General features: G+C 63.7%; 18 protein-coding genes. 13 read left to right on the top strand and 5 right to left on the bottom strand.

The window, feature by feature from the left end; genetic code table 11:
* The first annotated feature begins 26 nt into the window (after window positions 1–26).
* Entirely contained in the window at window positions 27–2,291 is a 2,265-nt protein-coding gene (locus tag AAG813_RS04535) for a methyl-accepting chemotaxis protein (RefSeq protein ID WP_341912274.1), read from the top strand.
* A 57-nt stretch (window positions 2,292–2,348) separates the two neighbouring features.
* The gene (locus AAG813_RS04530; RefSeq protein ID WP_341912272.1) at window positions 2,349–8,516 is read left to right on the top strand and encodes an Hpt domain-containing protein; all 6,168 of its coding nucleotides are present in this window, start codon (window positions 2,349–2,351) and stop codon (window positions 8,514–8,516) included.
* 58 nt (window positions 8,517–8,574) lie between these two features.
* Here AAG813_RS04530 and AAG813_RS04525 read toward each other — a convergent pair whose 3' ends face one another.
* Window positions 8,575–10,059, bottom strand: a complete 1,485-nt coding sequence (locus AAG813_RS04525; RefSeq protein ID WP_341912270.1) for a deoxyribodipyrimidine photo-lyase — start codon at window positions 10,057–10,059, stop codon at window positions 8,575–8,577.
* A 113-nt stretch (window positions 10,060–10,172) separates the two neighbouring features.
* On the opposite strand from AAG813_RS04525, the gene AAG813_RS04520 reads away from it, so the two are divergent.
* The 6 genes from AAG813_RS04520 to AAG813_RS04495 are packed head-to-tail and all read left to right on the top strand — an operon-like array spanning window position 10,173 to window position 14,732.
* Window positions 10,173–10,760: a YqgE/AlgH family protein gene (locus tag AAG813_RS04520; RefSeq protein WP_341912268.1), complete on the top strand. Its 588-nt coding sequence runs from the start codon at window positions 10,173–10,175 to the stop codon at window positions 10,758–10,760.
* Window positions 10,757–11,173: a Holliday junction resolvase RuvX gene (gene ruvX, locus AAG813_RS04515; RefSeq protein ID WP_341912266.1), complete on the top strand. Its 417-nt coding sequence runs from the start codon at window positions 10,757–10,759 to the stop codon at window positions 11,171–11,173. Before AAG813_RS04520 ends, ruvX begins: the two co-directional genes overlap by 4 nt.
* Window positions 11,170–11,682, top strand: coding sequence for a bifunctional pyr operon transcriptional regulator/uracil phosphoribosyltransferase PyrR (gene pyrR, locus AAG813_RS04510; RefSeq protein WP_341912264.1), 513 nt, complete (start codon window positions 11,170–11,172; stop codon window positions 11,680–11,682). The genes ruvX and pyrR overlap by 4 nt, the downstream gene beginning before the upstream one ends.
* A gap of 58 nt (window positions 11,683–11,740) precedes the next feature.
* On the top strand, window positions 11,741–12,703 hold the full coding sequence (locus tag AAG813_RS04505; protein ID WP_096699358.1) for an aspartate carbamoyltransferase catalytic subunit: 963 nt from the start codon (window positions 11,741–11,743) through the stop codon (window positions 12,701–12,703).
* Window positions 12,700–13,992, top strand: a complete 1,293-nt coding sequence (locus tag AAG813_RS04500) for a dihydroorotase (protein WP_341912258.1) — start codon at window positions 12,700–12,702, stop codon at window positions 13,990–13,992. Before AAG813_RS04505 ends, AAG813_RS04500 begins: the two co-directional genes overlap by 4 nt.
* Before the next feature lie 5 nt (window positions 13,993–13,997).
* Window positions 13,998–14,732, top strand: coding sequence for a lysophospholipid acyltransferase family protein (locus tag AAG813_RS04495; protein WP_341912255.1), 735 nt, complete (start codon window positions 13,998–14,000; stop codon window positions 14,730–14,732).
* A gap of 9 nt (window positions 14,733–14,741) precedes the next feature.
* Here the strand turns inward: AAG813_RS04495 and AAG813_RS04490 are convergent, their stop codons facing one another.
* The gene (locus AAG813_RS04490; RefSeq protein WP_341912253.1) at window positions 14,742–15,836 is read right to left on the bottom strand and encodes an ABC transporter ATP-binding protein; all 1,095 of its coding nucleotides are present in this window, start codon (window positions 15,834–15,836) and stop codon (window positions 14,742–14,744) included.
* Window positions 15,837–15,949: 113 nt separating this feature from the next.
* Here AAG813_RS04490 and AAG813_RS04485 point away from each other — a divergent pair, with 113 nt between their 5' ends.
* From AAG813_RS04485 to AAG813_RS04470, 4 genes are all read left to right on the top strand, one after another.
* Window positions 15,950–17,560 carry an iron ABC transporter permease gene (locus AAG813_RS04485; RefSeq protein ID WP_341912251.1) on the top strand — a complete coding sequence of 537 codons (1,611 nt, stop codon included), beginning with the start codon at window positions 15,950–15,952 and terminating at the stop codon, window positions 17,558–17,560.
* A gap of 177 nt (window positions 17,561–17,737) precedes the next feature.
* Window positions 17,738–17,959: a CsbD family protein gene (locus tag AAG813_RS04480; protein WP_341912249.1), complete on the top strand. Its 222-nt coding sequence runs from the start codon at window positions 17,738–17,740 to the stop codon at window positions 17,957–17,959.
* Between the two features lie 75 nt (window positions 17,960–18,034).
* Window positions 18,035–18,607 carry a hypothetical protein gene (locus AAG813_RS04475; protein WP_341912247.1) on the top strand — a complete coding sequence of 191 codons (573 nt, stop codon included), beginning with the start codon at window positions 18,035–18,037 and terminating at the stop codon, window positions 18,605–18,607.
* Window positions 18,608–18,841: 234 nt separating this feature from the next.
* The gene (locus tag AAG813_RS04470; RefSeq protein ID WP_341912244.1) at window positions 18,842–19,069 is read left to right on the top strand and encodes a sulfurtransferase TusA family protein; all 228 of its coding nucleotides are present in this window, start codon (window positions 18,842–18,844) and stop codon (window positions 19,067–19,069) included.
* A gap of 25 nt (window positions 19,070–19,094) precedes the next feature.
* On the opposite strand, the gene galU is transcribed toward AAG813_RS04470, so the two are convergent.
* Complete coding sequence (galU, locus tag AAG813_RS04465) at window positions 19,095–20,006, bottom strand: UTP--glucose-1-phosphate uridylyltransferase GalU (RefSeq protein WP_341912242.1); 912 nt, start codon at window positions 20,004–20,006, stop codon at window positions 19,095–19,097.
* A gap of 91 nt (window positions 20,007–20,097) precedes the next feature.
* On the opposite strand from galU, the gene AAG813_RS04460 reads away from it, so the two are divergent.
* Window positions 20,098–21,117: an NAD(P)-dependent oxidoreductase gene (locus tag AAG813_RS04460; protein WP_341912240.1), complete on the top strand. Its 1,020-nt coding sequence runs from the start codon at window positions 20,098–20,100 to the stop codon at window positions 21,115–21,117.
* A 19-nt stretch (window positions 21,118–21,136) separates the two neighbouring features.
* On the opposite strand, the gene AAG813_RS04455 is transcribed toward AAG813_RS04460, so the two are convergent.
* On the bottom strand, window positions 21,137–24,046 hold the full coding sequence (locus AAG813_RS04455; RefSeq protein WP_341912238.1) for a valine--tRNA ligase: 2,910 nt from the start codon (window positions 24,044–24,046) through the stop codon (window positions 21,137–21,139).
* 275 nt (window positions 24,047–24,321) lie between these two features.
* Window positions 24,322–24,531, bottom strand: coding sequence for a DUF2783 domain-containing protein (locus AAG813_RS04450; protein ID WP_341912236.1), 210 nt, complete (start codon window positions 24,529–24,531; stop codon window positions 24,322–24,324).
* Window positions 24,532–24,546 lie beyond the last annotated feature (15 nt).

Raw genomic sequence — 24,546 nt, 5'->3', positions numbered from 1 at the left:
ACGTTTTTTCCCAGGAAGGTCCCACCATGTCTTTCATTCAGAAGCTGTTCAAAACAAAGCCTGCTCCCCCCGAGGACAGCATGGATGGTGTCTCTCTGGATATGTCGGTCGATCCCCTGGCAACGGGGGCCATGGACGCTTCAGGTGGTTCGGCCAGCATGGCTCGCCTGGGTGACGGTGACGGTCCTGAAAGCCAGTCTGCCGAGGACGTTTCAGAAAATGTCGAAAAACTGGCCTTGCCGGTCCTGGGTCGGCGGTCCATGGGTGAGCACCAGCGGATTCTGGTGATCTTGCTTGCTTTTGCGGTGGTGGTACTCGGTTCCGTGACTTTTGTGGCGCTGAACCAGGCGGACAGGGTCGCGCAGCAGGTGGCCGCCACCGGGCAGTCGCTGATGCAGTCGCAGCGACTCGCGAAGTCGGTGTCCCAGGCGCTGGTGGGAAGTGCCCAGGCTTTCCCGGACGTGCGTGAAAGCTCGGACGTGCTGGCCAAAACCGTGCGCGGCCTGAGGTCGGGTGATGAGTCCCTGCGGCTGGAGCCGGTCGCGGATCCCCTGCAGCCGGATGTCGACACCGTGACGCCTCTGATGGAACGCGCCGAGAAAAATGCATCTACCGTGATGGCCCAGCAGGCGATTTTGACGCAGGTGGGCAACGCGCTGCGCACCATCAACCGGCAGTCGTCGGACCTGCTTGAAATTGCCGAGACGGTGTCTTCGCTCAAGCTTCAGCAGAACGCGGCGCCTGCAGAAATTTCTGCGGCTGGCCAGCTGGTGATGTTGACCCAGCGTATCGGTAAATCCGCCAACGAATTCCTGACCATGGAAGGCGTGAGTCCTGAAGCCGTGTTCCTGCTGGGCAAGGATTTGAACTCGTTCAAGGAAATTGCTCAGGGCCTGCAGGAGGGCAGCCCCGAGCTGCGCCTGGCGGGTTCCAAGGACCCGCAGACCCGCGAACGACTCGAGGCGCTGATGGCGCTGTATGAGCAGACCCGCGTGCAGGCCGGTGCGATTCTGGGCAACTTGCAGGGTCTGGTGTCGGCGCGTGAGGCCCAGGCCTCGATCATTGCCGACAGTGAGCCTTTGCGCCGGGGTCTGGAAGACATCCAGGGCAAGCTGTCGTCACAAACCGGTCTGGGTGTCGGGGCTCTGGCGACGCTGGCCGCTGCTGCTGCCTTTGCACTGCTTTGCGCGGCAGGTCTGGCCCGTTTGCAGGTGCTGGATAGCCGGCAGCGCCAGGGTGTTGCTGAAAGCCAGCGACTGGAAGCCAAAGGCATGGAGCAGGACGCCAAGCGCGTCAATGACGCCAACCAGGCCGCCATTTTGCGATTGATGAACGAGTTGCAGACAGTGGCTGAAGGTGACTTGACCCAGGAAGCGACCGTGACCGAAGACATCACCGGCGCCATTGCCGACTCGGTGAACTACACGGTGGAGGAGTTGCGCCAGCTGGTAGGTAACGTGCAGAACACGGCGACCCGGGTGGCGCAGACGACGGCTCAGGTGGAAAGCACCTCGACCGAGCTGTTGGCAGCGTCCACCGAGCAGCTGCGGGAAATTCGCGAAACCGGCCAGTCGGTGCTCGACATGGCGACCCGAATCAACCAGGTGTCCACCCAGGCCCAGGAATCTTCCCAGGTGGCGCGTCAATCCCTGACTGCCGCCGAATCGGGTTTGCAGGCAGTGCAAAACGCCATTGGCGGCATGAACTCCATCCGTGACCAGATCCAGGAAACCTCCAAGCGGATCAAGCGACTCGGTGAGTCGTCCCAGGAGATTGGCGAGATCACCGAGCTGATTTCGGACATTACCGAACAGACCAACGTGCTGGCGCTCAACGCGGCCATTCAGGCCGCGTCCGCCGGTGAAGCCGGACGCGGATTCTCGGTGGTTGCCGAGGAGGTGCAGCGACTGGCTGAGCGTTCCGCGGATGCGACGCGCCAGATTTCTGCGCTGGTGAAGGCGATTCAGACCGACACCCAGGATGCGGTGGCCGCCATGGAGCGCTCCACGCAGGGTGTGGTCGAAGGGGCCAAGCTGTCGGACAGCGCCGGTACCGCACTGTCCGAGATTGACCTGGTGTCACGCCGGCTGGCCGACCTGATTGAGCAGATTTCCAACTCGGCTTCCAGAGAGGCCGAGTCGGCCAACGTGGTGGCCGGCAACATCCAGCACATTTTTGCGGTGACCGAGCAAACCGGAGAAGGTACGCGATCCACGGCGCAGCAGGTGCGGGATTTGTCCCGCATGGCCGAAGAACTCAGGCAGTCCGTGTCCCGATTCAAGATCGCCTGACACATCGCTAAGTTTTCCCTGTCCGTGACCTCCGATTTCTGAACCGGCCTGCCATCTATGCAATCGAATGCTCCGAATTCATCTCCTGCCGAACTCGACCTGGCCGTGAATGATCTGGGTCCATTGGCGTGGGTGCTGGACGAACTTCGAAAATCCCTGGACGGCGCTGCCAAGGCCCTGAAGCGCTTTGTGCGTGACGCCGAGTTGGCACGGGGCTCCGACCTCGCGGCCCTGGACGCCAGCCAGTTGCGTATCGCGCGCCAACAGTTGCACCAGGCCGTGGGCGCTTTGGAGATGGTCGGGCTGGGTGCGCCTGCGCTGCTGCTGCGCGCGATGGAGGCCGCTGTGCAGCGGTTTGTCCAGCGGCCGGAGCAATGTAGCCAGGAGGCGGCAGCCAAGGTCGAACAGGCCAGTTTCGCCTTGACTGAATACCTCGAAGGCGTGCTGGCCGACAAGCCGGTGTCTGCCGTCTCGCTGTTCCCCCAGTACCGTGATGTGCAGGGGCTGGTCGGTGCGGACCGCATCCATCCGGCCGACCTCTGGATGTACGAATGGCGCTGGATGGACCCGGCGCTGGCTGTGAACGTTCATCCGGCCGCTTACGATGATGCGTCGAGGCAGTTGCTGGACCAACTGGTCCTGAAAATCATGCGTACCGGCGACCCGCAGGCCGCGCAGAGTTTCAGGGACATGTGCCTGGGGTTTGCCCAAACCGAGTCTGCAGGCGAGCCCCGGGCTTTCTGGAAAATTGCAGCTGGTTATTTTGAAGCGCTGGCCCATGGTCTGCTGACGGTGGATCTCTACGTCAAACGTGCCGCGTCGCGCGTGCTTCTCCAATATGCATCCTTTGCCAAGGGCGGCACCGACGCGTCGGACAGGCTGGCCCAGGATCTGCTGTTTTTTTGCTCGCAGGCTGTGGCGGCCCGCGCCACCGATACGCCTGTTCTGTCGGCCATTCGCGCCAGTTACGGTCTGGCCCGCGTCAAGCCGGTGGACTATGAAGCGGTCCAGTTCGGTCGCTTCGATCCTGCGCTGCTTGCCCAGGCCCGCAAACGGATTGTTTCGGCCAAGGAAACCTGGTCCTCGCTGACGGCGGGGGACGTGAGCAAGTTCAAGACGCTGGCTGACCAGTTCAGTCTGGTGACCGACTCCCTGGTCAAGTTGCATCCGCCCAGTGAACCGTTGGCCACTGCGCTGTCGCAGGTGATTGACGCGACCGTGCGCTCCGGGCAGGCGCCTCCCATCGAGCTGGCGCTTGAAGTGGCCACGGCCGTGCTCTACCTCGAGGCTGCTTTTGATGACCTGGATCCCGCCGATCCGCAGCTGGCCACCCGGACGGCCCGTCTGGCCCAGCGGCTCGACAGCGCGCGAAGTGGTGCCCAGGCGCAGCCGCTTGAGTCCTGGATGGAGGAGTTGTACCGGCGCGTCAGCGACAAACAAACCATGGGCAGTGTGGTCGGCGAATTGCGCATTTCCCTGAGCGAGCTTGAAAAATCGCTGGATGTGTTCTTCCGCAACCCGCAGGAAAAAACGGCCCTTGTCGCGGTTCCCGGCCAGCTCTCGCAGATGCGCGGTGTGTTGTCCGTGCTGGGGCTGGATCAGGCCGCGCAGGCGGTATTGCGCATGCGCGAGAGCGTGGAGCAAATGCTGGTGACCGACGTGGACGAGCAGCTGGCGCGTACGTCCGGAACCTTCGAACAGCTGGGCAACAACCTTGGCGCATTGAGCTTTCTGATCGACATGCTCAATTACCAACCCGCGCTGGCAAAAAAGCTGTTTGTGTACGACGATGTCAAGGGCGAACTCAAACCCCTGATGGGGCGCATTCACACCGCGCAGGATGCCGCCGCAGCAGTAACGGTCAACAACGAGTTGTCCCAGGAGGTGTTGTCCGTTGTTCAGGATGCCCAGGCAGGCGATTCTGCGGAGAGTCTGAGCGTCAAGCTCGATGTTCTGGCCACCCATGCGGCACTGGCTGACCAGCCGGCGCTGGCCCAGACCGCCCGCGATGCCGCTCTGGCCGTTACCGGACAGGGCCCGCGATCCAATACCGGTTCCCTGACCAGTCTGGTGGCCGCCGCTGCGCCGGTGGCTGCGCCAGAGCTTGCACCGGCGGGATCGGCCACCGGCGCCGACGATTTCGAGGAAGACGACTTGCGCGACATCTTCCTGGAGGAGGCACGCGAGGTGGCTGGCCACGCGCAGGCTGCACTTGCCGCCCTGGCGATCGAGCCGGGAGACATTGGCGAACTGACCATATTGCGCCGGGCTTTCCATACACTCAAGGGCAGCTCCCGCATGGTCGGGCTCAACGAATTTGGTGAAGCCGCCTGGGCCATGGAGCAAATGCTCAATGGCTGGCTGGCCGAGCAGAAGCCGTCAAGTGACGAGTTCCGGACCTTGTGCGTGCAGGCCATGGACGGGTTTGCTGCCTGGATCGAGGATATCGCCGCCAATCGTGAGACGCCGTGGACGTCCTCCGCATTTCGTGCGAGTGCGGATGCGATGCGGGAGGAGGGGCGTTTCAGCCCGATCCAGCAGCCTGCCGTGCCGCAGGCGCCTGCTGCAGCGAGTGGCGTTTCTCCTGCTGCACAAGGGCAGGACCTGGCCTCTTTGCCAGTGGTGCAGGGCACGGATCTGGATTTCGATTTTGTGATGGATGTGGAGCCCGCAGCGCCTGTTGCCGAGGCGCCTGCTGCACCGCCGGCCCCAGCGCTGGCGGATATACAGGGTATTGACTTTGACAGCCTGGCTGCCTTGTCAGGGCCCGCTGCAGACCTGCCGACCGTAGCGCAGGCTGCTCCTCCAGAAATCGTGTTCGAGATGGACTTCGCTGATCCGGCACCGGCTGAACAGGCGGAACCGCTGGAATTGTCGGCCAGCGATTTTGACGTGCATTTTCTGGGTCAACCTGCCGTGGAGGAAGAGCCTGTTCGGGCTGCTGCTGCGGCCCTGCCCGAATCGACGGCTTCAGTTGAGTTGGATGATTTTGTCTTTGCCGAGCCGGAGTATCCGGAAATCCAGCCCACAGCGCCTGCGCAGGAAGAGGTGCCGACTGCATCCTTCGCGAATCCCTCCGACGAAGCGTTATCCGGCGAAACGGCTGGGGATGAACAGATCAAAGTGATCGGCTCGTTGCGCATTGGCATTCCGCTCTACAACGTGTACCTCAATGAAGCTGACGAATGGTCACGCCGGCTGGTCACCGAGGTCACCGAATGGACGATGGAGCGCGACCGCCCGATCGGCGACTCCACGCTGGCGCTCACCCATTCGCTGGCAGGCAGTTCGGCGACGGTTGGCTTCGAAGCCCTGTCTGAAATGGCACGCGCGCTGGAGAATGCCTTGCAGCAGACGCAAAGCCAGCATGGGAAAAGCAGCGGCAGGCACAACCAGCTGTTCATCGATGCAGCGGAAGACATCCGGCGCCTGCTCCATCAGTTTGCAGCGGGCTTTCTCAAACAGCCGGACCCCGGGATTCTTCAGGCACTGCGGGAAATTGATTTTGCCGATGAAGCCCCTGAGGCTTCCCTGGTCAGCCCCAGCCCGGAGGCTGCCGACAGCCCCGCGGCATTGCAGGAAACCGTCTCTGCAGCGGCCCCTCCAGCGGCGCCAGTGTCGCCTGCCGGCGTGCCGCTGACGGGCACGGTCATTCCCGCTCAGGAACGCTCCCTCTCTGTGACTGTCAAGGTTGTGCCCGCTGCCCCCGTTGCCGCCGCGGTCCCGGTGCCCCCTGCCATTCCTGCGGCTGTGCCTGTTGCACCTGTTGCCGCGGCTGCTTCGTTGGCGTCCGCTGCGTTCAGTGAAGACATGGACGACGAGATCGACGCAGTCGACGCGATCGATCCGGATCTGTTTGCGATTTTCGAAGAAGAAGGTGCCGAGTTGATGCCCCAACTGGGCGGCGCTCTGCGGCAATGGTCGGCCCGTCCCGACAACCATGGCGCACGCAACGAAGTGCTGCGGTCACTGCACACGCTCAAGGGCAGTGCACGTCTGGCGGGCGCCATGCGGCTGGGCGAGATGGCCCACCGCATCGAGTCGGACATTGAGCATATGGGCTCCGATGCCGCCGCTTCGCAGGATTTTGATTCGCTGTTGACCACTTTTGACGCGATGCAGGCCAATTTCGAGGCCCTGCGCCACCCCGGCGAGACAGCCCAGGCACTCGAAGCACTGGCACCACTTTCTCCTGCCGCTGAAGCGGCGGGTGGTCCGGTGTCGGATACCGGGGAGACGGCCGGGGCGTCACAGACCGTGCCCGCTGTTCCAGCCGGACCGGGCTCGCGCAAAGTCATGATGTCCATGGCCCAGGCCACCGCATTGCAACCATTGCGCCCTGCGGCCTCGGGTTCGATACGCGTGCGGTCCCAGCTGCTGGACCGCATGGTCAACCAGGCCGGCGAGGTGATGATCACGCGCTCGCGACTGGAAGCCGAGCTGAACCAGTTGCGTGGCTCGCTCAACGACTTGAGCGGCAACTTGAACCGTCTGCGTGCACAGCTGCGGGACGTGGAAATGCACTCCGAAACGCAGATGCAGTCGCGCCTGCAGCAGGCCAAGGAAGCGCAGCTCGGCTTTGACCCGCTGGAATTCGACCGTTTTACGCGTGTGCAGGAACTGACCCGCATGATGGCCGAGTCGGTCAACGACGTGGCGACCGTGCAGCGCACCTTGCAGCGTACGGTAGAGGCGACCGAGGACGATCTGATCGCCCAGGCGCGCCAGACGCGTGAATTGCAGCGCGATCTGTTGCGCACCCGCATGGTGGAGTTTGAGGGTATTTCCGAGCGCCTGTACCGTGTGGTGCGCCAGGCCTCGAAGGAAACGGGCAAGCAGGTCCGGCTGGACCTGCAGGGTGGCACGATCGAGATGGATCGCGGCATGCTCGATCGCATGACGCCGGCGTTCGAGCACTTGCTGCGCAACTGCGTGGCTCACGGCATTGAAGACATGCAGACCCGCACCGACGCGGGCAAAGACCCCAGTGGCCTGATCACCGTGAGTCTGCAGCAGTCGGGCAATGACGTGTCGGTCGAATTCCGCGATGACGGCGCCGGCCTCAATCTGGAGCGTATCCGGGAGAAGGCAACCGCCTCCGGCCTGCTGGCTCCGGGCCAGCAGATCGGTGACGACGAAGCGGCCAACATGATTTTCATGCCAGGCTTCAGTACGGCGTCGCACGTGACCGAACTTTCAGGTCGGGGTATCGGCATGGACGTGGTGCGCTCCGAGGTCAACGCCTTGGGCGGTCGGATTGAAACCAGCACGGTTGCCGGCAAGGGAACCAACTTCAAGCTGGTGCTGCCCCTGACCACGGCGGTGACGCAGGTGGTGATGTTGCGCGCTGGAGGCTCTTCTGTCGGTGTGCCGGCCAACGTGGTCGAAACCGTGCGACGTATTTCAGCGAAGGATTTGCAGCAGGCCTACAACAGCGGCGTGCTCGATGTCGCCGGCGAAGCGGTACCGTTTTTCTGGTCAGGTGCCTTGCTGCAGGCCTCCCGCATGAGCAGCGAGCCCCAGGGAAAAACCGCACCGGTGGTCATTTTCCGAAGCGCCGCGCAGCGACTGGCCCTGCACGTCGACGAGGTGCTGGGCAACCAGGAGGTGGTGGTCAAAAACCTCGGCCCCCAGCTTTCCCGTCTGCCGGGTCTGGCGGGCATGTCGGTGCTGGCCTCGGGCGCGGTTGTCCTGATCTACAACCCCGTCGCACTGGCGACGGTTTATGGGCAGCAAGCGCGCGCCTGGAGCTCCGACAGTGCCGAGCCCCACATGCTCGAGCAATCGGGCGCTGCCGACGGGCGCGGGTTGGCCGCAGCTTCGCCGGTGCCGGTAGCACCGCAGATACCTCTGATTCTGGTGGTGGACGATTCGATCACGGTGCGGCGCGTGACCCAGCGCCTGCTGCAGCGTGAGGGTTATCGCGTCTCCATGGCCGCGGACGGCCTGCAGGCGCTGGAACGCCTGCAGGAGGAGCGTCCCACGGTGGTGCTGTCCGACATTGAAATGCCGCGCATGGACGGGTTCGACCTGGCGCGCAACATTCGCGGCGATGTCCGCCTGAGCGATCTTCCCATCATCATGATCACCTCGCGCATTGCCGAGAAGCACCGCGAACATGCCAAGGAACTTGGCGTTGACCACTACCTGGGCAAGCCCTATGCCGAGGACGAGCTGCTCAGCCTGATTCGCCACTACTGCAACGCAGAAGCCGCAGTTTCATAGAGAAATTGGCATCCAGCCCTTGCTGGACAAGCGCTTCCAGCTATAAAAATGGGAGCGTCTATTCGGCTGCTGTTTTTTTGACAGGCGCGTAGCGTTGCAGGGTCCGCGCCCGTGCCTCGTCATGCTGCACGACCGGAAGCGGGTAGTTCTCTCCCAGCCGGACACCGGCGGAGGCCAGCGCCACGGGTCTGGCCAGCCAGGGGCTGTGCAGGTCGGCACCGCTCAGTCCGGCCAGCTGTGGCAGGTACTTGCGGATGAACTTCCCGTCGGCGTCGAACTTCTCGCTCTGGCTGGTCGGGTTGAAAATGCGGAAGTAGGGCTGCGCGTCGCAGCCGCTGCTGGCGGCCCATTGCCAGCCACCGTTGTTGGCCGACAGGTCGAAGTCGTTGAGATGTTCGGCGAAATACCTTTCGCCCCAGCGCCAGTCAATGCCGAGGTCTTTCACCAGGAAGCTGGCGGTGACCATGCGCAGGCGATTGTGCATGTAGCCGGTCTGGTTGATCTGGGCCATGGCCGCATCCACCAGCGGGTAGCCGGTCCGGCCTGCACACCAGGCCCGAAACAAGGCCTCGGCAGCAGGCCCCTGTTCCCAGGCGATGGCATCGTACGCGGGCTTGAAGGCACGCTCGGCCACATGCGGGAAATTGCTCAGGATCTGCGCATAAAAATCGCGCCAGATCAGTTCGCTGAGCCAGACCGCGGCACCCGGGCTGCCCTGCGTCTGCAGGCGCAGGCCGGTGCCCGCCAGCCGGCGGATGGAGACCGTGCCAAAACGCAGGTGCACCCCCAGATAACTCGGTCCCTTGACCGCAGGGAAGTCGCGCGTGGCGTGGTACTGATCGATACGCGCCATGAACTCCTCAAACAGGCGCGAGCCGCCGTGGCTGCCTGTGGGAATCTTCAGTTCGGCGAGGTTGGTCGGCGCAAAACCGATGTCTTCCAGCGCGGGCACGCCGGTGCGACAGTCCTCCGGCAGCGGGGCCAGGGCGGCGCCGTGGTTCTGCACCGGGTAGGGCCGGAGGTAAAAGTCGTCCACTTTCCTGAGCCAGGCATTTTTGTAGGGCGTGAAGACGCTGTACGGCGTGCCGCCCAGGGTCAGCACCTCCCTGCGCTCGAAGATCACGTGGTCCTTGAAGCTGTGATACGCCTTGCCGTCCTCCGCCAATGCCTCGCTGACCCGCGCGTCGCGCGCCAGCGCCCCGGGTTCGTCATCGTGGCTGGCAAAAACCGCGTCGGCGGACAGTTTCCGTGCCAGCGCCGGCAGGATCTCGTCCGCCCGGCCATGCTGCACGATCAGTCCGGCATGGGACACGCCATGGCGGTGGCCCAAATCCGACAGCTGCCTGTCCAGATCCACCAGTGACTCCCGGATGAACTCCACGCGGCGGTCGGCCCGCGGGAGGGCGTCCAGGATGGCCTGGTCAAACACGAAAACACAAAAGACCCGGCGGCTGGCCTTCAGGGCGTGGTACAGCGACGCATTGTCATCACTGCGCAGGTCGCGTCTGAACCACATCAGGCTCGTGTCGTATTTTTTATTCATGTTCCAGGACCCATCATGGGTGTGGCGAACGCTGCAGGGATGGCGCCCGGGAATGGCGCAACAGGACGGTGGTTTTTCTTCCAGCGCGCACCGGCAGCGCGTAAAATTGCGTCATGGCACTGGATTCTGCACCGATCAACCTGACCCATCACTTCCTGATTGCGATGCCCGGGCTGGATGATGAGGCTTTCGCAAGAAGCGTGGTCTACATGTGCGAGCACAGCGATCGCGGCGCGCTGGGCCTGGTGATCAACAAGCCCAGCGACATCAACCTCCAGGGCCTGTTCGACAAGGTGGCCCTGCCTCTGGGGCGTGACGACCTGATCAAGTCCCTGGTGTTTCAGGGCGGACCGGTGCAGACCGAGCGTGGTTTTGTGCTCCATGAATGCATGCTCGAAGGCAGCGAGACGGTGTACGCGTCGACCATGACCATTCCCGGTGGGCTGGAGATGACCACCTCCAAGGATGTGCTGGAAGCCCTCTCCACAGGTGCCGGTCCCCGCAAGGTGTTTGTGTCCCTGGGGTATTCGGCCTGGGGTGAAGGGCAGCTGGAGTCCGAAATTTCCGACAACAGCTGGCTCACCGTGGAGGCGGACCTCTCGCTGATTTTCGATACGCCGGTCGAGCAGCGTTACGACAAGGCGCTGATGCTGCTGGGCCTGCAGAGCTGGATGCTGTCGCCCGAGGCAGGGCACGCGTGAGAGCAGTGGCTCCGCCTGCCGTGGCTGCCAACCTGCAAACATTTCTGGCTTTCGATTTTGGTGTCAAACGCACCGGTGTGGCCACCGGCAACCGGCTGACGCGTACGGCGACACCGCAGGGCAGCATCGCCGCGGAAGGTGACGCCCGTTTCGCGGCGATCGCCCTGAAAATCCGGGAGTGGCAACCCGATGCCCTGGTGGTGGGTATTCCTTTTCATCCCGACGGCGCCAGCCACGACAACACCGCACGCGCCCGGAAATTCGCCCGCCAGTTGCGCGGGCGTTTCGGGCTGCAGGTGTTCGAGGTTGACGAGCGCTACAGCACCACCGAAGCGCTGTCGCAGGGCACGCCTGACGCGGACGCGGCGTCTGCCTGCATAATCCTCGAGCAGTTTTTAAGGAGCTTTCCATGACCAGCCTGACCCTGGACGCCGAGGCGTTGTACCGCGAAGTCCTGCGCGGCATGCAGCAGCTGCTGGCGACCTATGACCGCCCGCCGCGGCTGGTCGGCGTGGCCTCCGGTGGCGTCTGGCTGGCCGAACGCCTGCGCGCTGACCTGGGACTGGCCGACGAAATCGGTACCTTGTCCTCGGCCATGCACCGTGACGATTTTTCCCAACGCGGCCTGTCGGCCAGCGGCCAGACCGTGCTGCCTTTTGATGTCAACGGCGCCCACCTCGTCGTGCTCGACGATGTGCTCTACACCGGGCGCACCATTCGCGCCGTTCTCAACGAGCTGTTTGATTACGGCCGGCCGGCCAGCGTCAAGCTGGTGGTGCTGGTGGACCGGGGTGACCGGGAGCTGCCGATACAGGCCGACTTTGCGGCTGCCCGGGTGGCCCTGCCGGTGTCCCAGTCGCTGGCACTGGCGCGCAGTGACGACGGCCGGTTCAGCTTCCAGGTGCAGGGGGTGACGCCATGACCGCCCGCACCGATGGTTTTCCCGCCTGCATTCCTGCCGTCCTGCGAAAGGCCTGATTGTGTTGTACCGACGAAACCCGCAGCTCAACAAGAATGGTGAGCTGATTCACCTGCTGTCCATCGAGGGACTGCCCAAAGCGACACTGACCCACATTCTCGATACCGCGGCCAGCTTTGTCAGCGTTAGCGACCGCGAGGTCAAAAAGGTTCCGTTGCTGCGCGGCAAAAGTGTCTTCAACCTCTTCTTCGAAAACTCTACCCGCACCCGCACGACCTTCGAAATCGCGGCGACGCGGCTGTCGGCCGATGTGATCAACCTCGACATCGCGCGCTCGTCGGCCTCCAAAGGCGAGTCGCTGCTCGACACAATCTCCAACCTGAGCGCGATGGCGGCCGACCTGTTTGTGGTGCGCCACAGCGAATCGGGCGCGCCTTACCTGATCGCACAACACGTCGCCCCGCACGTGCACGTGATCAACGCCGGCGACGGCCGTCATGCCCACCCGACGCAGGGGCTGCTGGACATGTACACCATTCGCCACTACAAGAAGGACTTCAGCAACCTCACCGTGGCGATCGTCGGCGATGTGCTGCACTCGCGCGTGGCCCGCTCCGACATCCACGCGCTGACCACGCTGGGTTGCCCCGAGGTACGGGTGGTGGGTCCGAAAACCCTGGTGCCGGCCGACATGGCACAAATGGGCGTGCGCGTCTGCCACACCCTGGAAGAGGGCATCAAGGGAGCCGATGTGATCATCATGCTCCGGCTGCAGAACGAACGCATGTCCGGCGCGCTGTTGCCCAGCAGCCATGAATTTTTCAAGAGTTTTGGACTGACCAACGACAAGCTCAGGCACGCCAAACCCGATGCCATCGTGATGCATCCCGGCCCGATCAACCGCGGTGTCGAAATCGACTCCGCCGTGGTGGATGGCGCACAAAGCGTGATCCTGCCGCAGGTCACTTTCGGCATCGCCGTGCGCATGGCGGTGATGAGCATTGTTGCCGGGAACGAAGCATGAAGATCCTCATTAAAAACGGCCGCGTCATTGATCCGGCTTCCGGCCTCGACGAAGTGGGGGATGTGGCGATTGCCGCCGGGCGCATTCTGTCGCTGAAGACCACGGTGGCAGATTTCACGCCGAACCGCACGATTGATGCCACCGGCTGCATCGTGGCGCCGGGCCTGATCGACTTGTCGGCGCGCCTGCGCGAACCGGGCTACGAGCATGAAGGCATGCTCGAAAGCGAGCTCGCGGCGGCGGTCGCTGGCGGCGTCACCAGCCTGGTGTGTCCGCCCGACACCGATCCGGTGCTCGACGAACCCGGCCTGGTCGAAATGCTCAAGTTCCGTGCGGAGAAGCTGCACCAGTCGCGCGTGTTTCCGCTGGGCGCGCTGACGCGGGCCCTGCAGGGGGAAGCATTGACGGAAATGGTCGAACTGACGGAGGCCGGTTGCGTCGGTTTCAGCCAGGCCGAGGTGCCGCTGGCCAACACCCAGGTGTTGCTGCGCGCCCTGCAATATGCCGCCAGCTTTGGCTACACCGTGTGGCTGCGTCCGCAGGACAGCTGGCTGGGCGGGGGCGTGGCCGCCAGCGGGGCGCTGGCGACCCGGCTGGGCCTGAGCGGTGTGCCGGTGGCGGCCGAGACCATTGCGCTGCACACGCTGTTCGAGCTGATGCGCGTCACCGGCGCGCGAGTGCATGTCTGCCGCATCAGCAGCGCGGCCGGCGTGGCCTTGCTGGCCCAGGCCAAGGCCGACGGCCTGGCTGTGACGGCGGACGTCAGCATCAACAGCCTGCACCTGACGGACACCGATATTGGTTATTTCGACAGCCGCATGCGCCTGAACCCGCCGCTGCGCCAGCAGCGCGACCGCGATGCCCTGCGGCAGGCGCTCGCCGACGGCGTCATCGACGCGCTGGTGTCTGACCACACACCGGTGGAGGCTGACGCCAAGACCCTGCCTTTTGCCGAGGCCGAGCCGGGTGCCACCGGGCTGGAGCTGTTGCTGGGCCTGGCCTGCAAATGGGGCACGGACAGCGGTGTGGGCCTGTCCCGCGCGCTGGCGGTGCTCACCAGCGAGCCGGCCCGCGTCCTGGGTAGCGCACTGGGGACCTTTCAGGCCAGTGCCGGGCAACTGGTCAAGGGTGGCGTGGCCGATCTCTGCGTTTTCAACGCACAGGCCGAATGGACGGTGCAGCCCGACACCTTGCGCAGCCAGGGCAAACACACACCGTTTTCCGGTTACCAGCTGCCGGCGCGTGTGTGCTGGACGCTGGTCGGCGGGCAAGTCGCATACGAGGCCTGAACGGCATGCGGGCCGTCTGGCGCTTGTTGCGCGCCCTGGCGCATATCGCGGTCGGCATGGTTACTATCCTGACGCTGTTTCCCCGGCTCGGGCAGCCGGCAAAAGAGGCCCGGGTCCAGGTCTGGGCTCAGGCCATGTTGAAGATCGTCGGCATCGAGCTGCTGGTCAGGGGTTCACCCGTGGCGCAGGGGCCGGCCCTGCTGGTGGCCAACCACCTGTCCTGGCTGGACATCGTGGTGCTGCATGCCTCGCGTTACTGCCGTTTTGTTTCCAAGTCGGATATCAAGCACTGGCCGCTGGTCGGTACGCTGGCCGGCGGTGCCGGCACCTTGTACATCGAGCGGGAGTCCAGGCGGGATGCCCACCGCGTGGTGCACCACATGACCCGGCAGCTTCAACTTGGAGACGTGCTCGCCGTGTTCCCCGAAGGAACGACCGGCGACAGCACGTGCCTCAAGCCCTTTCATGCCAACCTGCTGCAGGCGGCGATTGCGGCGGACGCACCGGTGCAGCCGGTGGCCCTGCGCTTTGTGGACGCTGATACAGGGCAGACCTGTTTTGCGCCACGTTACATCGACGACGACTCGATTTTCGTGTCGATCTGGGAAACCCTGAACGTGCGGCATCTTCGCGCCGAGGTCACGTTCGGGGAGCTCCAGCCCTGCGATGGGCGGGACCGGCGCACCTGGGCGGCCGATCTGCAGCGCGAAGTGGAGCGCCTGCTGCGCGAAGGCCCTTAGAACAAGTTCTTAACTGTCAGAGGCGGCGGAGGGCGCGTGTTCGTCACGCTGGAAGGTCACGACGTGGTCGACTTCGGCGCGAATGCCGATCCATTCGCCGAGCGCATGGTCGTGGTGTGACGGCACATGCGCCATCACGGTTTCGCCGGTCTGCAACTGCAGGGTGTAGAGAAACTCCGAGCCGCGAAAAGCCTTGCGCAGGATTTGCGCTTTCACCGGAGCCGCATCGTCGTGCACGATGTCGTCGGCGCGCAGCAGCACGTCGCAGATGCCGTCGGGGTAGGCACTGGGCAGGGGGCACTCCAGCACATCGCTGAGGTCCCCCAGTGCCGTGTGGACCACCACGTTGTGGTCCCGCTGCGTCAGCTGGGCATGGGTGAACACGCCGTGACCAATGAACTCGGCCACAAAACGGGTTGCGGGCCGGTGGTACAGCTCATAGGCCTCATCCCACTGGTGCAACTGGCCTTCATGCATGACGCCGATACGGTCGCCGATGGCGAAGGCTTCGAGCTGGTCATGGGTGACAAACAGCGCCGTGGCGCCGGCCAGCTTCAGGATGCCGCGCACCTCATGCGCCAGGCGCTCGCGCAGATCCACGTCGAGGTTGGAAAAAGGCTCGTCCAGCAACAGCAGGCGCGGTCGGGGGGCCAGCGCGCGCGCCAGCGCCACACGTTGCTGCTGCCCGCCCGACAGTTCATGCGGGTAACGTTTGTGCGCCTTGCCGAGACCAACCATGTCCAGCACTTCGCTGACGCGCTGCTGGCGCTCGGCCGGTTTCAGGTGCGTCAGCCCGAAGGCCACGTTGTGGCCCACATCGAGGTGCGGGAACAGGGCGTAGTCCTGAAACACCATGCCGATACGCCGCTGTTCCGCTGGCACATGTTGCTTGCCGCTGCTGACGATTTCCTTTGCCAGCGAGATGCTGCCTGCCTGGGCCTGCTCCAGGCCAGCGACGGCCCGCAACAGGGTGGTTTTTCCGCAGCCGGAAGGGCCGATCAGCACGCCGATTTCACCGGTGCGCAGCCCCAATGAGACGCCGCCGACGGCCGGACTGGAGCGGCCCTTGTAATGCACCACCAGGTTGGAAAGTTCCAGGAACATGGGTGCAATTGTAGATGCTTACAATTCTCATTTGCACTCGCCTGATGTACGGCCCGCCGCCTGCATCAGGTATCCGCCCTGCGGCGTGAGCAGAGGCTTTTTTTCGGGACTTCATGCTTCGTCGCTTTCTTTCATCCGTGCCACTGTTCCTGCTGATGGCGGTACTCACGCTGCCGGTGCTGGCGGTGATGCTGTCGTGGTTTGAACTCGACAGCCAGTCCTTGCCCATCCTGCGGGAGATGCTGCAGACCGTCCTGCCGGAATACGCCTTCACCTCGGTGCTGCTGTGTCTGTCCGTGGCCGGCGGTGTGGCGTTGATCGGCATGGGCACGGCCTGTGCGGTGACGCTGTTCGAGTTTCCGGGGCGGCGGTTTTTTGCCTGGGCGCTGCTCTTGCCACTGGCCATGCCGGCCTATGTGGTGGCCTACGCCTACACCGACTTCCTGCAATACGCGGGGCCCCTGCAAAGCTGGTTGCGCGCGAGTTTTGGCTGGCAGGGGCGTCTGCTGCCGGAAATCCGCAGCCTGGGCGGGGCGGTGCTGGTTTTCACGGTCACGCTGTATCCGTACGTGTATTTGCTGGCCCGCACCGCGCTGTCCGAACGGGCGGTGCATCTCATGGAAGCCGCCCGCCTGCTTGGCGCGCCGCTGCGGCGCCGCATCCGGGAGGTGGCCTTGCCGCTGGCCCGTCCTGCCGTGGCGGCCGGTGTGGCGCTGGCCTTGATGGAGACGCTGGCGGACTTCGGCGTGTCCAGCTATTTCGGCATCCAGACCTTCACCGCCGGCATCTACAAGGCCTGGCTGGCGATGGACAACCGGCTGGCGGCTGCGCAACTGGCCACGGTCCTGTTGCTGGTGGTGGCCGTGCTGCTGAGAATCGAGCACCATGCGCAAAAACGCATGCGTTTTGCCGGCAGCCGCGGTGGCCGCGCCGGCGCCGCCGACGCTGCGCCCACGCCCTTGCACGGGCTGCGGGCCGGTTTGGCGTGGACCCTGTGTGCGCTGCCCATCACCCTCGGGTTTGTCCTGCCTGTGCTGTTCATGCTGCGCCCCCTGGTGGCCGGCTGGAGCGAGTTGCCCTGGACGCAGTTTGTGCGCTGGTCCCTCAACAGCGTGAGCCTGGCCGGCTTGAGCGCTGTGCTGGCCACCGCTGTGGCACTTGGCCTGAGCTTTGCGCTGCGCCGCCAGCCCCATTGGCTGACACGTGTCGCGGCGCAACTGGCGAGCCTGGGTTATGCCGTGCCCGGCGCCGTGATTGTGGTCGGCCTGCTGCTGCCCGTGGGCTGGCTGCAGGCCGTGGCCCCGCAGACCTCCGCGGGTTACTGGATCACGGGGACGGCGCTGGGCATTGTCTGGGCTTACCTCGTGCGCTTCACCGCCGTGGCGCTGCAGTCCGTGCAAAGCGGCTACTCGCGCATACCGGCCAGTTTCGACGACAGCGCGCGCATGCTGGGCACCACTGGTTCTGCCTTGATGGCCAGGGTGCACTGGCCGCTGCTCAAACGCTCCGTCGGGGCGGCTGCCTTGCTGGTGTTTGTCGACGTGATGAAGGAGTTGCCGGCCACACTGGTGCTGCGTCCCTTCAACAGCGACACGCTGGCTGTGGTGACGTACCAGCTGGCCCGCGACGAACGCCTGGGCGAGGCAGCGCTGCCTGCCCTGGTGCTGGTGCTTGTCGGTCTGTTTCCGGTGCTGCTGCTGGGCCGCTCACTGCGCGCGCGTTAAGCCGCGGGAGCGGCGGCGTGCGCATGTCACACGGTCCGTTATGCCTGGGGTGTAGGCAGGCACCTACGCCCTTCGCCCGCGTGTGCCTACCTGACGCTGCCGACGGCACTTCTACAGTGAATTTTCCCGTCGCGTGGCCAAGCCGCCGCGTGACACCCATTCACCAAAGGAGTCACCATGAACCAGGATCGTATCGAGGGCAACTGGACGCAGTTCAAGGGCAAGGTCAAGGAGCAGTGGGGCAAGCTCACCGATGACGACCTCGACATCATTGCCGGCAAGCGGGACCAGCTGCTGGGCCGTATCCAGGAGCGGCACGGCATTGCCCGGGACGAGGCTGAAAAACAGCTGGAAGCCTTTCAGGAACGCAACCCGACCGGGTTTTTCGAGCGTTATTGACCCCAGGGCGTGCTGGCCGGTCTCCGGTCCATGAGCCCTGAAAAATACCTCACCTCATCGAAAAGGAAATCACCCATGAAATCGAAACTGATCATGCTCACGCTCGCCGTGTCCTGTGCCTTCGCCGGCAACGCCATGGCGTTGACCAAGGACGAATACAAAGCGCAGAAGGACCGCGTGGAAGCTGACTACAAGGCCAGCCGTGAAAAATGCAAGACCCTGACGGCCAACGCCAGGGATATCTGCCAGGCCGAAGCCAAAGGCGCGGAGAAAGTCGCCAAGGCTCAGCTTGAAGCGCAGTACAAACCCAGCCCCCGCCACGATCAGCAGGTGGCAGAGGCCAAGGCCGATGCCGCTTACGACATCGCCAAGGAAAAATGTGATGACCTGAACGGCAATGCCAAGGATGTCTGCGTGAAAGACGCCAAGGCCGCCCGCACGACCGCCAAGGCCGATGCCAAGGTCAGCAAGGTCAGCGCCGAGGCCAACAAGGACAAGGCCGGCGCCATGGCCGATGCCAAAAAAGACGCAGCATCTGACAAAAATGATGCACTGTACAAGGCGGCCAAGGAGCGTTGCGATGCCATGACAGGCAATGCCAAGGATGCCTGCGAGGCCGATGCCAAGGCCAAGTTCGGCATGAAATAAGCCGGACGCACGGGATTTTTTCCCGGCGCCAAACCCCCCGGCCTGCCACGCAGGACCGGGGGTTTGTTCTTGGTGGCGTACAAGAAAATGGGCTCCAGGCCATGCTGACCGGGCGCAGGCAGCTCTGTTTTTTGTAGCAATTGGGCGATGCCCGGACGCGCAGCGAGGGTCTGGCGTGGCCCGCAGGTGCCGGCGCCGGAATTGCTTAAAATCAGGGCATCCAAGGACAAACGCATGCACATCGACAAAGAGCTAGACACCCGCGGCCTGAATTGCCCCCTGCCTATCCTGAAGGCCAAAAAGGCCCTGGCCGAGATGAGCAGCGGTCAGTTGCTCCGGGTGGTTTCGACCGATCCCGGCTCGACGCGCGACTTCATGGCGTTTGCCAAGCAGACGGGCAATGATCTGGTGGAGCAGCAGGCCGAAGGCGGCGACTTCATCCACGTGCTCAAGCGCCGCTGAACGGCGATGCAGCGCAGTGAACCGCTTAATGCGGTTTTCTGCGTTCCTGGCCTGACCAGCCGATCTGAAGGTTTTCCAGATAGTTTCTGAAATGGGCGCCTACTTCCGGGTGCTGCAGAGCCAGCTCGACGGTGGCCTCGAGGAAACCTTCCTTGCTGCCGCAGTCATACCGTTTGCCGGCGTACTGAAGCGCGTAGACGCTCTCTTCACCCATCAGACCGGCAATGCCGTCGGTGAGCTGAATCTCTCCTCCAACGCCGGTGGGCTGGCCGCGTATGTGCCTGAACACGGCAGGCGTCAGGATGTAGCGTCCCGCCACCCCCATGCGTGAAGGCGCCACGTCCGGCGCCGGCTTTTCCACCATCTTGGTGACCTTCATCAGGCCATCGACCACAGGCTCGGTCGCCACAATGCCGTAGCGCCGGGTATGTTCCAGCGGCACCTCCTGCACAGCCAGAATCGATTGCTGGACCTGCTCGAAGTGGGCGGCCATCTGGGCCAGGACGGCCGGCTCGCCGACCATCAGGTCATCGGCCAGCAGCACTGCAAAAGGTTCGTCGCCGACGAGGTGTTCCGCGCACAGCACCGCATGGCCCAGACCGAGCGAGCGCGGCTGGCGCACGTAGGAAAAATCCATGTCACCCGGGTTCATCGAGCGGACGAGCTCCAGCAAATGGTGCTTCTTGGCGGCTTCAAGTTCGGTCTCGAGTTCGTAAGCGGTGTCGAAGTGGTCTTCGATGGCCCGTTTATTGCGTCCGGTTACAAAAATCATGTGGCGTATTCCGGCCGCATAGGCTTCCTCGACCGCGTACTGAATCAGCGGCTTGTCCACAACCGGCAGCATTTCCTTGGGCTGGGCTTTGGTGGCGGGCAAAAACCGCGTTCCGAGACCTGCGACGGGGAAAACCGCCTTCTTTAAAGTTGTGACTTTTTTCATTTACTTGGCTTGGGAATGGAACTAGAGTGTTGCGTTACTGACACAGAGTCAGAAGCATGACGAAAAAGAATAACAGTAAAGAGGACGCCGCGTGGACATCTTACTTCTTGATGCATTGGTTCCCGAAGCCATGGCCTGGCTCGAAACCCGGCATGGCGTGCAATACCGTCCCGAACTCGCGGACGACATGGTGTTGCTGCGCAAGGCGGCTTACAAGAGCCGGGGCATCGTGTTTCCGCGCCAGACGGTGGTCACCCGTGAGTTTCTCGACTTCATGCCCAAGCTCAGGGCCGTCGGCCGCCTCCACGTCGGCACCGACAACACCGACCTGGAGGCCTGCAAGGAACGCGGCATCAAGGTCATTCATGCCAGCAGCGCCAATGTGCGCTCCAACGCCGAGTTCCTGCTGAGCGGCCTGCTGCTGCTGTACCGGCGTGGTGTGGTGTCGGCCTTGATGGGACGGCGTCATCCCAGCACCCAGATGGGCCGTGAGCTGCACGGCAGCACGGTGGCCATTCTCGGGTTGGCGCCAACCGCGCACACGCTGGCGGGCATGCTCACCGGCCTGGGCGTGCGGCTGATCGGTTATGACCCCGCTGTTCACCATACCGCACCGATCTGGGAGCGATTGCGCATCCAGCCGGTGACCTTGACCGAGCTGGTCAGCCAGGCGGACGCGGTGTCGGTCCAGATGCTTTATGCCGAGCGCTTCCGCAGCTTTGTCAACGAGAAGCTGCTGGCCGCCTGCAAACACGGCCAGTTGTGGGTGGGCATCAGCCGCAGCGCATTGTTTGACGAAAACGCGCTGGCTGCGGCCTTGTGTGATGGCCGTATTGAGGCCTGCATCCTGGACGGCGCCGAGGGCAATTTCACGGCCGCCGGCTCACCCGTGCTGGGACTGAAGAACCTGTTCATCACGCCCCGCCTGGGCTCCCATACGCGTGAAGCGCGCCTGCGCTCCAGCTGGTATGTGGCGCACCGCATGCACGAAGCCATCATGGCCGGCCAGCAGCGGAGCCCGGATTCCGTGCCCAGCGCGCCCATGGACTTCGAGCTGCCCGGCGTCGTGTCGTCCTCGCAGTGGTCTGAACCGGAATTCGAGGCCCGCTAGAACGGCCAAACCCCGGATTTCAGCCGAGACGCACCCGCTGCTCGCGAAGTTTTTCCAGCGTGGCGGTGAAGTCCGTCAGCCGCTTGCGTTCCTGCTCCAGCACGGCCGGCGGCACCTTGGCCACAAAGGCCTCGTTGGCGAGTTTGGCCTGGACCTTGACCAGCTCGCCCTCGAGGCGGGTGATCTCCTTGCCGATGCGCGCCTTCTCGGCGGCAACGTCCACTTCCATGTGCAGGCAGACTTTCGCCTCACCCACCACTGCCACCGGCGCGGCCTGCGCCGCAGTCGCCCATTCGGTTTCGCTGTCGAACACCCTGACTTCGCTGAGCTTGGCCAGCGCCTTGATCACCGGCGCGGACTGGCGCATGAAGGCGGTGTCGCCGACCACGAAGAGCGGCAGCCGCGCCGCGGGTGACACCTTCATTTCGCCACGCAGGTTGCGGCAGGCATCGACCAGGGTTTTGAGCTTGGCCACGTGCGCCTCGGCCAGCGCATCGATCTTGCCGGGCTGGCTTTGCGGGTAGGCGGCCTGGCCGATGTACTCGCCCTTTTTCAGGCCAGCCACCGGGGCGACTTTTTGCCAGAGCTCTTCGGTGATGAAAGGAATCACCGGATGCGCCAGGCGCAGGATGGCCTCGAGTGTGCGGATCAGCGTGCGGCGGGTGGCGCGCTGCTCGGCCGGGCTGCCGTTCTGGATCTGCACCTTGGCGATTTCCAGGTACCAGTCGCAGAACTCGTCCCAGACAAACTGGTAAATGCTGCCGGCCACGTTGTCCAGGCGGTATTCAGCAAAACCTTTGGCCACGTCGGCTTCCACGCGTTGCAGCGTGGACGCGATCCAGCGGTCGGCCTGCGAAAACGTCAGGTAGTTGTGGAATTCGGCGCCCCGTGCACATTGCTCCTTGGTGTGTTCCGCCAAGCCGCAGTCCTGGCCTTCGCAGTTCATCAGCGTGAAACGTGTCGCGTTCCAGAGCTTGTTGCAGAAGTTGCGGTAGCCCTCGCAGCGCTTGCTGTCGAAGTTGATGCTGCGGCCCAGGCTGGCCAGCGAGGCAAAGGTGAAACGCAGCGCGTCCGCGCCGTAGGCCGGGATGCCCGCCGGAAATTCCTTTTCGGTGTTTTTGCGCACTTGCGGCGCAGTTTCGGGTTTGCGCAGGCCTTGCGAGCGTTTGTCCAGCAAGGGCGCCAGCTCGATGCCGTCAATCAGGTCCACCGGGTCCAGCACATTGCCTTCGGACTTGCTCATTTTCCTGCCCTGCGCATCTTTCACCAGGCCGTGGATGTAGACGTGGTGGAAGGGCACCTGGCCGGTGAAATGCGTGGTCATCATGATCATCCGGGCGACCCAGAAGAAGATGATGTCGTAGCCGGTGACCAGCACGCTGGACGGCAGGAACAGGTCCAGCTCCTTGGTTTTTTCCGGCCAACCGAGCGAAGAAAAAGGCACCAGTGCCGAGGAGTACCAGGTGTCGAGCACGTCGGGGTCGCGCGTCAGGGTCTTGCCCGGCGCCTGCGCTTGCGCCGCAGCTTCGTTGTTGGCGACATAGACCTGACCGTCCTCGTCGTACCAGGCCGGAATCTGGTGGCCCCACCAGAGCTGGCGCGAAATGCACCAGTCCTGGATGTTACCCATCCACTGGTTGTAGGTGTTGACCCATTGCTCGGGCACAAACTTGACGGCGCCGCTGTCCACCGCATCAATGGCTTTTTGCGCAATCGACTTGCCGGTCGGGTCTTGCGGGCTGACCTTGTTGACCGCGACAAACCACTGGTCGGTCAGCATGGGCTCGATGACCTGGCCGGTGCGGGCGCAACGCGGCACCATGAGTTTGTGTTTCTTGACTTCGACCAGATGGCCCAGCGCGTCGAGGTCGGCGACCACCTGTTTGCGTGCCACGAAGCGGTCCATGCCGCGGTATTTCTCGGGCGCGTTGTCATTGATGGCCGCGTCCAGCGTGAGCACACCGATGATGGGCAACTGGTGGCGCTGGCCGACCGCGTAGTCGTTGGCATCATGCGCCGGCGTGACCTTGACGACGCCGGTACCGAATGCCTTGTCCACGTAGTCGTCGGCAATCACCGGGATGTCGCGGTCGCAGAGCGGCAGCTTCACGAGCTTGCCGATCAGGTGTTGGTAGCGTTCATCGTCAGGGTGCACCATCAAGGCCACGTCGCCCAGCATGGTTTCCGGCCGGGTCGTCGCCACGGTCAGCGAACCGGTTCCGTCGGCCAGCGGGTAGGAGATGTGCCACAGAAAACCGTCTTCCTCCTCGCTTTCGACTTCCAGGTCGGACACGGCCGACTTGAGGATGGGGTCCCAGTTGACCAGGCGTTTGCCGCGGTAGATCAGGCCCTGCTCGTAGAGCTGCACAAAGGTGGAGGTGACCACCTTGGACATCTTCGGGTCCATCGTGAAGTACTCGTGTTTCCACGAGACCGAGTCGCCCATGCGGCGCATCTGGCGCGTGATGGTGGTGCCAGACTCTTCTTTCCACTCCCAGACCTTTTCGGCAAACTTCTCGCGCCCTAGGTCGTGCCGGCTCTGGCCTTCGGCCTGCAGCTTGCGTTCGACGACGATCTGCGTGGCGATGCCGGCGTGGTCGGTACCCGGCACCCACAGCGTGTTGTCGCCCTTCATGCGGTGGTAACGCGTGAGCGAGTCCATGATGGTCTGGTTGAAGGCATGGCCCATGTGCAGGGTGCCGGTCACATTGGGCGGCGGCAGCTGGATGGAAAACGAGGGTTTGGCCGCGTCCAGCGTCGGCTCGTACATGCCGCTTGCTTCCCAGAGCGGAGCCCACTGGCGTTCAATCGCCGCGGGCTCGAAGGACTTGGCCAGGCCGTCCAGGCCCGGGGTGGGCACGCTCACCCGGGTTGCTGGTGTGTCGGCAGGAGCGGGGCTGGCGGGCGTGGGGAGGGCAGAGGCGGTCATGGGGCAATGAAAAACGGCATCGCCTAGTGCAGTGTTGCATGCTGGATGGAACAAATAAAAATGATGGATTTTGGGTCAGGGCTAGGCGCAAACCACAGCGATACCCCGGGTATCGCGCGGATTTGCAACGCCGCCATGGCGCAAAAGACGCATTTTTATGTTCCAGATAGCGTGCAACACTGCAATAGATGCCGCCTTGGGTTGGAGGTACTGCCCTGATTTTATTCGACTCGCCGCACCGGCGGGGCCGGCGCCTCCATATCGCCCGCGCCGCGTCAGTCGGTCTCGGTCGGCTTGGCCGCGGTGATACAGGCCTGCAACAGCGCGGTGTCACCCAGCTGGTTGGCCAGGATCAGGATCAGGCGCGCGTTGAGCAGCTCGGACTGCTCGCGGCTCAGGCCCTGGTGGGCGTCGAGCAGGCATTCGTAAAAGGCATCCGCATCCTGGAAGTTGGGAGCGGTCTTGATGGCGGCTTCGGTTTTCATGAATGTCTTTCCGGA

The organism is Polaromonas sp. YR568 (assembly GCF_943371715.1).
GTDB lineage: Bacteria > Pseudomonadota > Gammaproteobacteria > Burkholderiales > Burkholderiaceae_C > Polaromonas.
Note: the sequence above shows the minus strand (reverse complement) of the source record. Positions and strands in the feature narration are given on the sequence as shown.

Excerpts from the sequence above, each read along its gene's own strand:
- AAG813_RS04535 (WP_341912274.1), top strand. The coding sequence starts at position 27 with ATGTCTTTCATTCAGAAGCTGTTCAAAACAAAGCCTGCTCCCCCCGAG.
- AAG813_RS04530 (WP_341912272.1), top strand. The coding sequence starts at position 2,349 with ATGCAATCGAATGCTCCGAATTCATCTCCTGCCGAACTCGACCTGGCC.
- AAG813_RS04525 (WP_341912270.1), bottom strand. The coding sequence starts at position 10,059 with ATGAATAAAAAATACGACACGAGCCTGATGTGGTTCAGACGCGACCTG.
- AAG813_RS04520 (WP_341912268.1), top strand. The coding sequence starts at position 10,173 with ATGGCACTGGATTCTGCACCGATCAACCTGACCCATCACTTCCTGATT.
- pyrR (WP_341912264.1), top strand. The coding sequence starts at position 11,170 with ATGACCAGCCTGACCCTGGACGCCGAGGCGTTGTACCGCGAAGTCCTG.
- AAG813_RS04500 (WP_341912258.1), top strand. The coding sequence starts at position 12,700 with ATGAAGATCCTCATTAAAAACGGCCGCGTCATTGATCCGGCTTCCGGC.
- AAG813_RS04495 (WP_341912255.1), top strand. The coding sequence starts at position 13,998 with ATGCGGGCCGTCTGGCGCTTGTTGCGCGCCCTGGCGCATATCGCGGTC.
- AAG813_RS04490 (WP_341912253.1), bottom strand. The coding sequence starts at position 15,836 with ATGTTCCTGGAACTTTCCAACCTGGTGGTGCATTACAAGGGCCGCTCC.
- AAG813_RS04485 (WP_341912251.1), top strand. The coding sequence starts at position 15,950 with ATGCTTCGTCGCTTTCTTTCATCCGTGCCACTGTTCCTGCTGATGGCG.
- AAG813_RS04480 (WP_341912249.1), top strand. The coding sequence starts at position 17,738 with ATGAACCAGGATCGTATCGAGGGCAACTGGACGCAGTTCAAGGGCAAG.
- AAG813_RS04475 (WP_341912247.1), top strand. The coding sequence starts at position 18,035 with ATGAAATCGAAACTGATCATGCTCACGCTCGCCGTGTCCTGTGCCTTC.
- AAG813_RS04470 (WP_341912244.1), top strand. The coding sequence starts at position 18,842 with ATGCACATCGACAAAGAGCTAGACACCCGCGGCCTGAATTGCCCCCTG.
- galU (WP_341912242.1), bottom strand. The coding sequence starts at position 20,006 with ATGAAAAAAGTCACAACTTTAAAGAAGGCGGTTTTCCCCGTCGCAGGT.
- AAG813_RS04455 (WP_341912238.1), bottom strand. The coding sequence starts at position 24,046 with ATGACCGCCTCTGCCCTCCCCACGCCCGCCAGCCCCGCTCCTGCCGAC.
- AAG813_RS04450 (WP_341912236.1), bottom strand. The coding sequence starts at position 24,531 with ATGAAAACCGAAGCCGCCATCAAGACCGCTCCCAACTTCCAGGATGCG.